The sequence below is a fragment of the Alicyclobacillus acidiphilus NBRC 100859 genome (assembly GCF_001544355.1).
Taxonomy (GTDB): Bacteria; Bacillota; Bacilli; order Alicyclobacillales; family Alicyclobacillaceae; genus Alicyclobacillus; species Alicyclobacillus acidiphilus.
In genome coordinates, this window is sequence record NZ_BCQI01000080.1 from 1 (window position 1) to 13,132 (window position 13,132).

Annotated in this window: 15 protein-coding genes; 10 read left to right on the forward strand and 5 right to left on the reverse strand. The window is 57.4% G+C overall.

Annotation, left to right across the window (positions count from 1 at the left end; all coding sequences use genetic code 11):
* Window positions 1-144: 144 nt before the first annotated feature.
* The 3 genes from AAC01S_RS16645 to AAC01S_RS19410 form a co-directional block, all read right to left on the reverse strand.
* A complete protein-coding gene (locus tag AAC01S_RS16645) occupies window positions 145-1,269 on the reverse strand; it encodes a BMP family lipoprotein (protein ID WP_067625086.1) in 1,125 nt (374 codons plus the stop codon).
* 300 nt (window positions 1,270-1,569) lie between these two features.
* Window positions 1,570-1,887, reverse strand: a complete 318-nt coding sequence (locus tag AAC01S_RS16650; protein WP_067625089.1) for a thioredoxin family protein — start codon at window positions 1,885-1,887, stop codon at window positions 1,570-1,572.
* Between the two features lie 350 nt (window positions 1,888-2,237).
* Window positions 2,238-2,531: a hypothetical protein gene (locus AAC01S_RS19410; protein ID WP_157071250.1), complete on the reverse strand. Its 294-nt coding sequence runs from the start codon at window positions 2,529-2,531 to the stop codon at window positions 2,238-2,240.
* 224 nt (window positions 2,532-2,755) lie between these two features.
* Between AAC01S_RS19410 and AAC01S_RS16655 the strand changes: the two genes are divergently transcribed.
* Together AAC01S_RS16655 and AAC01S_RS16660 are read left to right on the forward strand one after the other, a co-directional pair.
* Complete coding sequence (locus AAC01S_RS16655) at window positions 2,756-3,145, forward strand: toprim domain-containing protein (protein WP_067625091.1); 390 nt, start codon at window positions 2,756-2,758, stop codon at window positions 3,143-3,145.
* A gap of 159 nt (window positions 3,146-3,304) precedes the next feature.
* Window positions 3,305-4,438 (forward strand): VIT1/CCC1 transporter family protein, encoded by a 1,134-nt coding sequence (locus AAC01S_RS16660; protein WP_245630265.1) that lies wholly within the window; start codon window positions 3,305-3,307, stop codon window positions 4,436-4,438.
* 51 nt (window positions 4,439-4,489) lie between these two features.
* Here the strand turns inward: AAC01S_RS16660 and map are convergent, their stop codons facing one another.
* Both map and AAC01S_RS16670 read right to left on the reverse strand, forming a co-directional pair.
* Entirely contained in the window at window positions 4,490-5,239 is a 750-nt protein-coding gene (map, locus tag AAC01S_RS16665; RefSeq protein ID WP_067625094.1) for a type I methionyl aminopeptidase, read from the reverse strand.
* Between the two features lie 61 nt (window positions 5,240-5,300).
* The gene (locus AAC01S_RS16670) at window positions 5,301-5,492 is read right to left on the reverse strand and encodes a hypothetical protein (RefSeq protein ID WP_245630266.1); all 192 of its coding nucleotides are present in this window, start codon (window positions 5,490-5,492) and stop codon (window positions 5,301-5,303) included.
* A gap of 137 nt (window positions 5,493-5,629) precedes the next feature.
* Between AAC01S_RS16670 and acpS the strand changes: the two genes are divergently transcribed.
* The 8 genes from acpS to AAC01S_RS16710 all read left to right on the forward strand — a co-directional run bounded on the left by acpS (window position 5,630) and on the right by AAC01S_RS16710 (window position 13,086).
* Window positions 5,630-6,028, forward strand: coding sequence for a holo-ACP synthase (gene acpS / locus AAC01S_RS16675; RefSeq protein WP_067625097.1), 399 nt, complete (start codon window positions 5,630-5,632; stop codon window positions 6,026-6,028).
* A gap of 95 nt (window positions 6,029-6,123) precedes the next feature.
* A complete protein-coding gene (locus tag AAC01S_RS16680) occupies window positions 6,124-7,602 on the forward strand; it encodes a bifunctional ADP-dependent NAD(P)H-hydrate dehydratase/NAD(P)H-hydrate epimerase (RefSeq protein WP_067625100.1) in 1,479 nt (492 codons plus the stop codon).
* Between the two features lie 47 nt (window positions 7,603-7,649).
* On the forward strand, window positions 7,650-8,654 hold the full coding sequence (locus AAC01S_RS16685) for a LolA family protein (protein ID WP_245630267.1): 1,005 nt from the start codon (window positions 7,650-7,652) through the stop codon (window positions 8,652-8,654).
* Window positions 8,655-8,901: 247 nt separating this feature from the next.
* Complete coding sequence (gene alr / locus AAC01S_RS16690) at window positions 8,902-10,107, forward strand: alanine racemase (protein ID WP_067625103.1); 1,206 nt, start codon at window positions 8,902-8,904, stop codon at window positions 10,105-10,107.
* Window positions 10,108-10,243: 136 nt separating this feature from the next.
* On the forward strand, window positions 10,244-10,516 hold the full coding sequence (locus AAC01S_RS16695) for a CopG family ribbon-helix-helix protein (protein ID WP_245630268.1): 273 nt from the start codon (window positions 10,244-10,246) through the stop codon (window positions 10,514-10,516).
* Window positions 10,517-10,520: 4 nt separating this feature from the next.
* On the forward strand, window positions 10,521-10,871 hold the full coding sequence (locus tag AAC01S_RS16700; protein ID WP_067625106.1) for a type II toxin-antitoxin system PemK/MazF family toxin: 351 nt from the start codon (window positions 10,521-10,523) through the stop codon (window positions 10,869-10,871).
* A 195-nt stretch (window positions 10,872-11,066) separates the two neighbouring features.
* A complete protein-coding gene (locus AAC01S_RS16705) occupies window positions 11,067-12,320 on the forward strand; it encodes an adenosylhomocysteinase (RefSeq protein ID WP_067625108.1) in 1,254 nt (417 codons plus the stop codon).
* A 28-nt stretch (window positions 12,321-12,348) separates the two neighbouring features.
* Entirely contained in the window at window positions 12,349-13,086 is a 738-nt protein-coding gene (locus AAC01S_RS16710; protein WP_067625111.1) for a gamma-glutamyl-gamma-aminobutyrate hydrolase family protein, read from the forward strand.
* The last annotated feature ends 46 nt before the right edge of the window (window positions 13,087-13,132 follow it).

Below are 13,132 nucleotides of genomic sequence, written 5' to 3' on the forward strand. Positions count from 1 at the left end.
GCTCAAGAAAGTTTTCCAAGTGAAGCGCAAACCTCCTTCACGCAACAGGTGGGCCTTGCATATCTGCAAGTCACCCACCTCTTCGGCATTGTTCACGAACAAAAAGGCGGGCGCGAATCCGGGAGCCGCCCGCCGACGCGCACTTTACTTGTTGCTGAGTGTTGAGGATACGTGAATCTTTCCGCTGATGATTTGCTGCTTCGCCTGATTCACCGCTTGAACCACGCTCTTTGGCACCGTATTCAAAACGGTTCCGATACCAACGCCGTTGTTCTTCAGGTTGTAGTTGACAACGCCGGATTTGAACTTGCCCTCTTTCACAGCTTTGATGGTGTCGAACACGGAGGTATCGACACCCTTCATTGCGCTCGTGAGGATGGTCTTCGGCGCCAAATAGGCTTGGTCCGTATCGACTCCGATGGCGTAGACGCCCGCGTGTTGCGCAGCCGTGATGGCTCCAAGGCCAGCTCCGCCAGCGTCCTGGAAGATGATGTCGGCTCCTTGCGCGATTTCGTTTTGGGCGACCTGGCTGCCCATCGCTGCGTCGTTGAAGTCGTTGGTGTATTGGATCAAGACGTTGCCGGTCGGGTCTTCCTTCTTAAACGCCTGTTTGAAACCGGCGATATAGCTGTCGACTGGCGGTATGGGCTGTCCGCCGACCACGCCAACCGTATTTTTCGAATTCAAGCCCTTCAGCTTGTCCTGCTTTTGCAGCAGTCCAGCCATCACGCCTACAAGGTATCCGGCTTGTTCGGACTGGAAGACCGCACTCGACACGTTTGGAATGCCCGTGATGGTGTCATCGATGATCATGAAGTCCGTCTTTGGATATTCACGTGCAACCTGCTTGACCGCATCATCCATGAGGTAACCGACTGCGATCACCAGCTTGTACCCTTTTTGCGCAAAACTGCTCAGGTTTGGAACGTAGTCCGATTCGGAGTTGGATTGAACGACCGCCGTTTGTACACCGAGTTGCTTTTGCGCGCGATTCAGTCCAACGTCCGCCAGATGGTTGAAACCGTGATCGTTCAGTCCGCCCGTATCCGTGACGAGACCAACTTTGATGGTCGATACGGAAGCCGCGCCGGCAGTGGACGCGCTGTTCGCGTTGTTCGCCGTATTGGCGGAATTTGCGGCGTTTGTGGCATTTGTGGTGTTGGATCCACTTGCGGCGTTTGAACTCGTATTATTTGTGCCGCAGCCTGCCAACATGGCGCTGAGTACGACAAAAGCGCCTGCCGTACTTGCAATCTTCTTCTTGTTCATCGTGCAAGACCCCCCTGTTTAATAAGGAAAAAAGTGCCTCTTGTTTTCTTTACAGCTCCGTAAACGCACTTTCTTTCGACAACGTAGGACAAGATTCCTACTTCCGATCGACCGGCGGCAGAACCTTCTTAAGCCTGCAATATCGCCGAAGATGTGATCTGTCCATATTGTTCCCATGCTGTAAATCCTACACTGCAAATTTATGGAATATAGGACGACTTTGATTGCAAAAAGGGGGGCGCAGGGGAACGGACAGGGACCAGGTTCGACGTGGGCAGGCCGAGGCGGATCACAGGGTGTTCACTTGAAAAACGCCTGAACGCGACGCAAGAGGGCGGGCACGTCCGAAATGGCGTACTGGACGTCGATGGTGTCCTTGGGTTTATCCATATAGAGCAAGGCTGGGACGCTTTGAATTCGCCATTCTTGCAGCGTGTCGGGGACGAAATTGGCGTTGACCTCGTAGATGGCGGCGTTCGGCGTCATCTCGTACACGATTTCCAACATCCGCCGCGCGACTTTGCACGTGCCGCAAAGGGGGGTGTGGATGAAGATGATATTGCGATCCGGCAGTTGGTCAATCACGCGATCTGACAACGATTCCAACGGCGTAAACATCGCGGCACCTCCTTCCAAAATAGACGATCGCCCGCACCGGAATGTTTTCCCCCTGCATTGTATGGCAGTGTGTTGAAATCCACAATCTTTCCTGGAGGGGGCATCCTTATGTACGGTGTTTTTGGCGGCTATACTCGTTGGGCGGTTGTGTTTCTGATCATCTTCGTTCTGTTCTTCTTGCTCGTTCCTGCCTATACCACGACCTGCACAACCACGCCTGTCGTTTGACGCCAATGCCAACACGGCAGTATCGTCCCATGCAGTGAAGCCGTTCCTCGCCTCACGGGGAACGGCTTCTGTCGGTTGTACGCCATCTTCAATCCTCCAACACAATCGCAGCGCGTACGTCGTCAGTACATGCCAGGACCGCGCCATACCCCACCGTATCCAGCCCCGTAGCCTGGGCCAAGGGCATACGGCGATACGAAGCCATTGCTGCCTGGGGCGACACTTCGAGGCACTGCCCTTCCTGGGCCAAGTCTTAACCCATAGGCACCCGGGCCCATTCCAGGTCCAATTGGTCCGCCGTAGCGGTATGCGCCGTAGGGATTGGCGGCTGCGGCGCGGGAACCTGCGCCCAGTCCGAAGAGCATAAAAATAGGAAGAAAACACGGAGTTGCATCGACATCTGATGGATGGTTCACTGCGCAAGCCTCCTTTGTTCTACTGTATGCCTGGCGTTGGAATACGGATGGACGATTCTCCATGATTGAACGGATGTCGCCTTGAGGAAGTCGTGTTAAGATGAATTTGTCGAATGACAACCATGCCGAGCGAGTATTGTCATATCAAAGGCAGGTGATCGACAATCTCTTTTCGATTCCCATTCGCTGACGGTTCTCATCCAAACGGAAGGAAGTTGAGGCGCATGCGTACACAGTCGACTTCGCGAAAAGTGATTATTGTAGAGGGAAAGACGGACAAGGCGAGGGTGTTGCGAGTCGTTCGTGAGGAAGTCGAAGTGGTATGCACAAAAGGCACGCTATCGTATGAGCGGATCGAAAACGACATCGTTCCGCTGCAACGAGATGATGTATATATTCTGGTCGATGCGGATCCGGCGGGCAATCGGTTGCGGCGTCAGCTCAAGCAGGAACTGCCAAACGCCACGGATCTGTATACGAGAAAGTCCTATCGAGAGGTAGCTCGAACACCGCTTGATTATTTGGCCAAGGTCCTGGCAGACGCGGATTTCGCCGTCGATCACAACCTTCTGCCAATCGGTGGCAAGCTTTTTCCCGATATGGCTACACTATAATGCTAGATGTGAGTGCCAGATCGGCTTGAGACAACCTCTGCAAGCGGACTGGGGACATAGGACGATTCCGGCTAAACTTGGCGAGAGGCGGTCCTGCGATAAAGGGAACCGCCTCTTCGTGTCAAAAGGCCGCATAGCGCCAAGAGGGGAGAAACATCGGTGAGTTACATAGAGAAGACAGTTCGTGAAAATCTTCGCCGCGAGTTGCAGGCCGTCAAGCTGTATGAAGCGGCCGCGAGGCGTGAGCAGGATGAACGCAGGAAGGGGATTCTGCTGCGGCTCGCGGACGTCGAGCGCAAGCACGCGCAATTGTGGCGGAACAAGCTTCGAGAACTCGGCGTCGAAGGTCCTGTCGAAGACGACGTGTCAGGTGTCGGGGAGATCCCGGAAGGAAAATCCTTGATTGAATTGCTGGATGACATTGAGCGAATCGAACAGGGCAACGATGCGTGGTATCAATCGCAGCGCAACGTGATCGACGATCCCGCGTACACGGCTATCTATGACCAAATCGATGCGGACGAGCACGCTCACGCCGATTTGGCGGCACTGATGGGCGAATCGGCGAGTCCAAAGCGCAGGCTTACCCGGCTCTGGGCAGGCGAACGGTGGCATCGCAACGGCAGCGGCGGTTGGGTTGGCGACGCCATTTACGGTGTCAACGACGGGCTGGGTGCAATCTTCGGCATCATCGCGGGCGTCGCAGGATACACGACGAATGATTCGACGATTCTGATCAGCGGCGTGTTTGGCGCGCTGGCGAGCACATTTTCGATGGGTGCGGGCGCCTGGCTGGCGACAAAATCGGAGAACGAGCTGCAGGATGCTGAACTTCTTGCCGAACGCAAGGAAATTGAAGAGGATCCCGAACACGAAATCGAGGAACTTGCCTTACTGTATGAATTGAAGGGATTCGAAACGCAGGATGCGGCGAAAATCGCCAGAAAGATCGCCGGGGACAAGGAGCTGTTTCTGCGGACGATGGCCCAAGAAGAATTGGGCATCCACGAGACCGGCCGCGGGCAGCCTTGGCGCTCCGCCACGTTTGGCGGTCTGTCGACGTTGGTTGGAGCCATTGTGCCGTTGATCCCGTTTTTCTTCATGCAGGGTGCCGCCGCGCTCATCACCGCCGCTGTCATTTCGATTGTGGCGCATTTCATCGTGGGCGCGTTGAAGAGCCGCATGACGGTTCGAAGCTGGTGGGCGAGTGGTTGGGAAATGACGCTGGTCGGCGTGATCGTCGGTGGCGCGTCGTATCTGCTCGGCGAGTTGGGACAAGTTCTCTTGCGGTGAACCATGGCGGCCATTGGGCGTGCTGCCTGGCCCAATGGATGCCATGGTGCATCAAGATTGCTGTGTAATGATTTCAACTCCGTCGTCCGTGATGACCAACGTGTGCTCGTATTGGATGCTGAGACTGCCGTCCGCCGTGCGCGCGGTCCAACCGTCGTCATCCACTTTACATTCGTAGCTGCCGACGTTCACCATCGGCTCAATGGTAAACGCCATGCCTTTGCGTATGCGAGGTCCCCGATGCGGCGGTCCAAAGTGAAGGACTTCCGGACTTTCGTGCATCTGTCTCCCGATACCGTGGCCGATGAAGTCGCGAACGACGGAAAAGCCCTGGCTCTCGACGTACGTCTGAATGGCGTGCCCAATATCGGAAATTTGGTTGCCCGGGACGGCCGCTTCGATGCCAATGTACAGGGCGCGCTCCGTCACTTCCATCAATCGGCGGGCTTCGTCGCTGATCTCTCCGACCGCGTAACTCCACGCGGAGTCGGCGTGCATTCCTTTGTGGAGGGCGACCATGTCGACCGTGATGATGTCTCCTTCTTGGAGTGCGTACTCGCTCGGAAACCCGTGACAAACGACATCGTTGACCGATGTGCAAGCGGCAAACGGATATCCCCGGTACCCCTTTTGGGCGGGTTCCATGCCGTGCTTTGTGATAAACGACTCCACAAATTGGTCGATTTCAAGTGTCGTAAGCCCCGGGCGGATGATCTCGCGCAACGCTTCGTGGCAACCTGCAACTACTTTGCCGGCTTCTTTCATCAATCCGATTTCGTGTCTGCTCTTCAGAACGATCACGGAGCATTCCTCCTTCTCTTCGGTGCCTGATCTCTCCCGGCCGGCTCCGTCCTCGACTTCCCTACAGGCCCGTCTTCGGCGCGAACAAACCGTCTGTGGAAATAAAGATGACGCCGATCACGCAGCCAATGACGAACAGCGCCGCCAACTTCGTAAACGACATCGGTTTGGCTCCCGGCCGAACTCGCACCAAGAGCGCAAACAAACAACCCGTAATGAGAACGAAGACACCTTCAGCCAGATGGTGCAACACCTAGTCCACTCTCCCGTTTGAGCATGTCGCTCCTCATTGTGCCACAAACATGTCGCGTTTTCATCCACAGCAGTCTGATCTGTTCCTCATATTTTGATGGAAATCTTGTACAATGGTTCGGAAAGGGGAGTTGGCACGTGATTATTGGTATCGGCAACGATTTAGTTGAAATACATCGGGTACGTCAGGCTCTGAAACGAAATCCAGACGCTTTTCTTCGGAAAGTCCTCTCCGACGAGGAACTGGACATCGCCGCGGCCATCGAGGAAGAGGCCCGGCTCGCGGAATTCGTCGCGGGGCGGTTCGCCGCCAAAGAGGCCATCGCCAAGGCGACAGGGCTTGGCCTTGGCAAGCTCCGAATGTCGACCGTCACGGTGCTGGTGACGGATCGAGGACTTGTCACCAGTTGGTCGGAATCGTCCGGCTTGTCGGACATGTTGGCGAACGCGGACCCCAATATGGAAACGTCATTGCACGTTTCCATCACGCACGCCGCAGGCATCGCCTTCGCTGTCGCGATATTTGAGAGTATCTGAAAGCCTGCTCCCTTCGCGGAGCGTGCTTGTCATGATTGTACATATTGTGTGGACAGCCCGAATATCCATATACCAATCCTCGGGGAGGGTACTGTGTGTATCTGGTCACGAGTGAACAAATGCGGTGTTTCGATCACGACACCATCGAATCTCATCGAGTTCCCGCGATTGTGTTGATGGATCACGCAGGGAGAGCGGTCGCAGAGCGGGTTCTCAAGCGGCGGCCCACGACCGTGATCGCCCTTTGCGGCAAAGGCAACAACGGTGCGGACGGTTGGCTTGCGGCGCGTTGGATAGCCCGACAAGGCTGCGATGTCTTGGCTCTCTCCATCGTCGATCCCGCCACATTGCACAGCGACGCGCGGACGGCATTCGAAATCGCGGACCTGGCAGGCGTGCGTTGGAGCGTCTATCGCCCGGGCGCGTTGGAACAACAGCTCAGAGGGGTATCCCGGTCGGATACCGTCCTCATCGACGCTGTGCTCGGCACAGGTGTTTCGCGTCCGCTCGATCCGGACTTGCTCCAGCTCGTCCGCGAGATGAACAGGTCCGACGCGGCCATTGTCGCCGTCGATGTTCCGACAGGCGTCAACGCAAGCACGGGCGAGGTCATGGGCGACGCCGTGACAGCCGTCGAAACGGTTGCCATGGCATTCGAGAAGCTCGGGACGGCTGTGACGCCAGGGGCTTTCCATGCAGGGACAGTGCATGTGGCCGACATCGGGATCGACGCCGACGTCAAGACGCTGCACGCGATGTACACGACACCTGCCCTGTTTGCCCAACAGTTTGGACGGCGCCAAGCATCGAGCCACAAGGGCACGTACGGCCGCTGCGGCATCTGGATGGGTGACATGCCTGGCGCCGCGCGTCTCGCGGCAAGCAGTGCGGCGCGCAGCGGAGCAGGCCTCGTGATTGTCGGCGGCGAGGTCGACATGCAACTGCCGCCAGACGTCGTGGTTCGATCCGGCGTCGGTGTCGACGAGGCGTTCGTCGACTGTCGTTCCATCGTGATCGGCCCAGGCTTGGGCAACGGTGCGGATGACGTCGTCGCGACCGCAATCGACATGGCAGCCAGCGGGCGGGTGTGCGGTGTGATCGATGCGGACGGATTGCGCGCTGTCGGCGAAGGCGGAGCGTTGAAATCGATTGGCGGGCGGTGGGTGCTTACGCCGCATCCCAAAGAAGCCGGTCGATTGCTTGGTTGGACGTCGTCGGAAGTGCAAGCGCACCGAGTGACAGCGGCCGTTCAACTCGCCGAACGGACAGGCGCGATTGTCCTGTTGAAGGGCTACCGGACGATCATCGCGAGTCCCAAGGGTCACATTCGCGTCAATCCAACTGGGGACGCGTCGCTCGCCGTCGGTGGCAGCGGCGATGTCCTGGCCGGAGTGATTGGCGCCTTGTTGGCGCAAGGGCTCGATCCGTTTGACGCTGCGTCGCTCGGCGCTTGGCTGCACGGAACGGCGGGGGAACTTGCGGGGCAATTGTACACGCAGGTCAGCACGATGGCATCGGACATCGTCGAATGTTTGCCGAAGGCAATCGCGGCCTATCTGGATGCCATTTCGTAAGCTCGATGGGAATCGAATGGTGTGTGTCGGAGAAAGGCGAGGTGGCTATGCGAAAGGTAACGGCAGTCCTCTTGGCACTCGGCATTGCGGGTGGCATCGTTGCAGGCTGCGGTGTTCCGGGAAGCAACTCTGTCAACCACAAAATAGAGACACACGCTCAAGCGTTGGACAGCAAAAACTATCAAAGTGAAGCCATGATGACCGTGCAAATGGACAACAATGTCCAGAAGTACTTCGTCCGGGTTTCCTATGAGTCGAAAGACACGTACAAGATTGAGCTAGGCAACGCCGAGAAGCAGATCAACCAGATCATCGTCCACAATCCGAACGGCATGTTCATCGTCAGCCCGTCGCTCGGGAAAGTCTTTCGCTTCAACGGCAATTGGGCGCAAAACCAAGGCCAAATCTACTTGTACGACCAATTGCTCAACCAGATCACGACGGGCAAGTCGGTGAAAGTGCACAGGAGCGGCGGCACTTATTCGTTTGATATTCCCGTCACACCTGCGACGGACGCCATCAGCCGCGAACAAATCGTGCTATCCAAAGATCTCAATCCGCAGACTGTGAAGTTGCTTGACAAAAACGGAGCAGCTGCTGTCACGTTGACGTACGAGAAGTTCAAGACCGGCGTCACGTTCAACAAGGGCGCGTTCGATCCGCAGGCGCTCGTCTCCGCGGGCGAAACCGCGAAGCCGACGATGGTCGATACGGAGACCTTCGATTACGTGGAGCCGCCAGCACTGTACGGAACCAAGATGACCGACCTGATGCAGCCGACCGACTCCAGCGCAATCATTCGGTACAGCGGAGACAACCACCACTACGTCCTGCAGGAGGAACGCCCGACGAATACCGCCGAGGGCATTCCAGATGCAGAATTGCTCAGCCTGTTTGGCGTGGCGGCGATGTACGACCACAGCGATCAGACCAACGTATCCAACCTGACCTGGATCAACAACGGCATCGAGTTTTCGCTCACCAGCAACGACATGACGTTGGAACAACTGCAGGATATCGCGATTTCGACGCTCGGCCAGGTCGGCAAGTAACGGCAGGCAAAGGATCGACTCGTGATTGGGTTGCCTTTTCGCCCAGCCAGCCATTCCACGGATCAGCGCCGCCCTGCCTGGGCCGCGCTGGGTCACGCGATGGGACCCTCGGAGCATTTTCGCCGAAAGAGGGTCCCATTTCGCGCGCTTTGACTCGATGTTGATTCGGCCCATCCCGCCTCCACGGCCAACACCCTATACATGGGGGGACCGGCTTGGTACACTGCCAAGGTGAGGTGATCCCCCAATGCATCGTCCGACCTTTGCGATAGTCGACACGCACGCGTTCGCGCACAACGTGAACATCATTCGATCACGATTGAGCCCCGAGACGAGGTTGATGATTGCGGTCAAGGCCAACGCGTATGGGCACGGAATTGAGCCCATCATGAGCCGGATCCGCCAACTTGCTGTGGATGCCGTTGCGGTCGCTTCTGTCGAGGAAGCCCTGCAGATTCGGCAACTGGATGTGACGACACCGATTCTCATCCTCGGGGCGCTGGCGCCGGAGGATTTGGTGATTGCGGCCGAGCACAACCTGCAAGTGTTGTATACAGACACCTGGGGCAATATCGACGACATTCCTTCTCTCCCCTGTCCTCTGCAGGTTCACATTGCCATCGACACGGGCATGAATCGACTCGGGTTCAAGTCCACAGACGCGTTGAGGCCGATCCTCCAGGCCATCGACAGCCGCCCCGACATGGTGTGGTCCGGTGTTTGCACGCACCTGGCCGCGGCGGATGCGCCGACGGTGGATCACGCCCAAGCCCAAATTGATCGATTGCGCTGTGCCCTGGATGCCATCCGCAGCTGGGGATACGTCATTCCACCGGTTCACGCGGCCAGCAGCGGCGGTGTTTTCCGCAATTCCGACTGGCACTTCGACATGGTCCGGGTGGGGATTGCGGCGTACGGCTATTCGCCGGATGGCGACGTGGTGCCCATTCCGGAATTGCGGCCGGTGATGCATCTCTACTCGTCCATCACGCGGGTCGCCACGATCCAGGCGGGCGAAACCGTGGGCTATGGCGCGACCTTTCGAGCTGAGCGGCCGATGCGGATCGCGACCGTGGGCATCGGGTATGGAGACGGCTTCCCGCGCATACTTTCGAATTGCGGTGTCCTCAGGGTGCGTGGACAAAACGCGCGCGTTGTCGGCCGGGTATGCATGGATCAGGTGATGATTGACGTGAGCGGGATCCAAGGGGTTCAGGTCGGTGATTTCGTCACGGTATTCGGCGTCGATCCGCCCCAAGCATGGCATCTGGACAGTTGGCGGAAAACACCGGCTGACGAACGGGCAGCCTGGTTGAAAGAGACCTTTGCCGCCGTGGCTGATGGGGAGGTTGGGCTTTCGCTGGCGACGGTAGCCAAGTACGCGCAGACAATTCCTTACGAGATTTTGTGTCAAATCAATCAGCGCGTGGCGAAACTATACGTTGGACACTAAGGACGTTGACCCCTGGGATCCGCCTCCGCGCCTCGCTGCGGAACCGCTGGGATGTCCCGTTGTTTTGATTTGGCTGGTGTGGAAGGTTATAATACTCGATGGAATTAGTGTCACCAGTGCAGTGGAGGTGCCGCGCGTGTCCGGGAAGAAGCGCATGGTAGTTTACGTTCCGGAGCAGTTACTAGATCAAGTCGATGGTTTCGCGCGTACGGATCACGCCAATCGGAGTCAAATTGTACGAGAGGCGTTGCGTATGTATGTATCAGCGCATCGAAGAGACGATATTCGCGAACAAATGCAACAGGGCTATCAGGAAATGGCGCGTTTGAACCTGCGCATTGCTGCAGAATCATTTTTCCTGGAACAAGAAGCAGGAGGCACGGTGGAGCGTTTGGTGAGCGGGGTGTGAGCGATTGAATGTCAAACGAGGGGACATCTTCTTCGCGGATCTTTCTCCGGTCGTTGGGTCCGAGCAAGGTGGATTTCGCCCCGTCCTCATCATCCAGAATGACATCGGAAATCGGTTCAGTCCCACTGTCATCGTGGCTGCCATCACGGCGCAAATTCAGAAGGCGAAGCTCCCGACGCACGTCGAAATCAAGGCGGAGAAGTACGGCCTTGACAGGGATTCCGTTATTCTGCTTGAACAGTTGCGGACACTGGATAAACAGCGTTTGACAGATAAGATCACACATCTTGACGAACCAATGATGAAGATGGTCAACGAAGGGCTGCTCATCAGCCTCGGTCTCGTTGACTTTTGAGACTTCTGAATCAATATGACGAAATCTTCCAATTGAAACGAATTCATGTGAAACGAATTCATAGGTAAGAAGGCGGATATACATCCGTCTTTTTTTCGTGGGTGGCGGGATGCCTGTCCGAGAGAGGTGCCCAATCGGCGTTTGTCTGCTATGCTACAGATACTTTGGACGACGCTCGGGAGGAGTTTGAGGCGGATGACGGCAGCGAAGGATCAATCGCAAATCAGGAATTACGAATTGTACGCTTCTGGCGAACAGAAGATCGACTGGGTGCAGGCCCACATGCCGTTGCTGCGGCAGCTTGAGGCGCAGTTCCGGGAGACCCAGCCGTTTGCGGGCCAGCGAATCTCGATGTGCTTACATTTAGAAGCGAAGACGGCCTATCTCGCGCTCGTCGTGCAGGCAGGCGGGGCCGATGTCGCGATCGCCGGGAGCAATCCCCTGTCCACCCAGGACGACGTCGCGGCAGCGCTGGTTCACCGCGGCGTCAAGACATTCGCGTGGCACGGCGCCACGCCGGAGGAATACAAGGCGCATTTGAACGCCGTACTGGATCACGATCCCATCGCCCTCATCGACGACGGCGCCGATTTGGCGACGATTCTGCATCAGGAGCGCCCGGAACAAGCGGCGCGCATCCACGGCGGCTGTGAAGAGACGACGACAGGCATCGTCCGCCTTCGCGCGATGGCACAGGAAGGCATCCTGAAATATCCCATGATTGGCGTCAACGACGCGATGTGCAAGCATTTGTTCGATAACCGCTATGGCACAGGCCAATCCGTGTGGGATGGCTTCATGCGGGCGACCAATCTCGTGATCGCGGGGAAGACCGTCGTCGTGGTCGGCTACGGATGGTGCGGAAAAGGTGTCGCGATGCGGGCGAAAGGGCTCGGCGCCAACGTGATCGTCTGCGAAGTGAACCCGGTGCGCGCTGTCGAAGCGGCGATGGAAGGGTACGCGGTCATGCCGATTGTGGAAGCGGCGGAACACGGCGACATCTTCATCGCGGTCACGGGAAACAAGGCCGTCATTCACAAGGCAGCGATGGAGCGCATGCGCGACGGCGCCATCCTGGGCAATGCCGGACATTTCGATGTCGAAGTCAGCAAGCCGGATCTCGAGTCCCTCGCGACATCCATCACGCGAGTCCGTCCGAATGTCGACGAGTATAGGCTGGCGGACGGACGCCGCATTTATCTGATCGCGGAAGGCAGGTTGGTCAATCTGGCCGCGGGTGACGGACACCCTGCGGAAGTCATGGACATGACCTTTGCCCTGCAGGCGCTTGGCCTGCGCGAAGTGCTTACGAACAGCTATCCGCCGGGGCTGCATATGATCCCGGAGACCATCGATCTGGAAGTCGCAAGAATGAGACTCGACAGTTGGGGTGTTCGTATCGACGCGCTGACCGACGAGCAAGTAAAATACCTGAACAGTTGGCAATGACGGCTTTGGGCGACAGGAGAGATGACATGTGGGAAAACCCATGATTGGTTTGACTGGATCGCGCCATCTGGGCATGACGCAATTACCGGGCTTGCCGCTTCAAGGCGTGTCCGTTTCCGACGACTATACGCAAGGGGTTGAACAGGCTGGCGGACTACCCTTTGTGATTCCTTACGCGGCCAACCAAGAAACATTGGGCGCCATCGCGGAACGTCTCGACGGCTTACTGCTGACTGGCGGCGAAGACGTCGATCCCAATCTCTACAACGAGGAACCTATTCGCGGCCTCGGCGAAGTCCGATCCGAACGCGACGAACTCGAATTGACCCTGATTCACATGATGCGCGCCCAAGGCAAACCCATCCTCGGGATCTGCCGAGGCATGCAGATTTTGAACGTCGCGCTTGGCGGCACGCTGTATCAGGACTTGCCGCGCCAGTGGAAAGGCGAAATCGCGCACGCCCAGAAGGCGGCGAGATCGCACGTCAGCCACCGCGTCAAAATCGATCCCGACTCGCGCCTGGCCGCCTGTTTCAACGGAGAAACGTTGATCAAAGTCAATTCGTTTCACCACCAGGCCGTCAAGGACGTCGCATCTGCGCTCCGTCCCGTGGCTTGGGATGCGGAAGGGCTCGTCGAGGCTGTGGAATCGAAGACGGGCTCCTGGATGCTCGCCGTTCAATGGCACCCGGAAAACCTTTGGCGAAACGACGAAACCGTGCTCGGTTTCTTTCGATCGCTGGTGAACGCGGCTTCGGCGGACTGAGTGGCGCGGTAGGCCGGGATCGGCGGGATCGGCGGGATCGGCGGGA

What these genes read in the sequence shown, in the direction of transcription:
- AAC01S_RS16645 (WP_067625086.1), bottom strand. Translation starts at nt 1,269, where the DNA reads ATGAACAAGAAGAAGATTGCAAGTACGGCAGGCGCTTTTGTCGTACTC.
- AAC01S_RS16650 (WP_067625089.1), bottom strand. Translation starts at nt 1,887, where the DNA reads ATGTTTACGCCGTTGGAATCGTTGTCAGATCGCGTGATTGACCAACTG.
- AAC01S_RS16655 (WP_067625091.1), top strand. Translation starts at nt 2,756, where the DNA reads ATGCGTACACAGTCGACTTCGCGAAAAGTGATTATTGTAGAGGGAAAG.
- AAC01S_RS16685 (WP_245630267.1), top strand. Translation starts at nt 7,650, where the DNA reads ATGCGAAAGGTAACGGCAGTCCTCTTGGCACTCGGCATTGCGGGTGGC.
- alr (WP_067625103.1), top strand. Translation starts at nt 8,902, where the DNA reads ATGCATCGTCCGACCTTTGCGATAGTCGACACGCACGCGTTCGCGCAC.
- AAC01S_RS16705 (WP_067625108.1), top strand. Translation starts at nt 11,067, where the DNA reads ATGACGGCAGCGAAGGATCAATCGCAAATCAGGAATTACGAATTGTAC.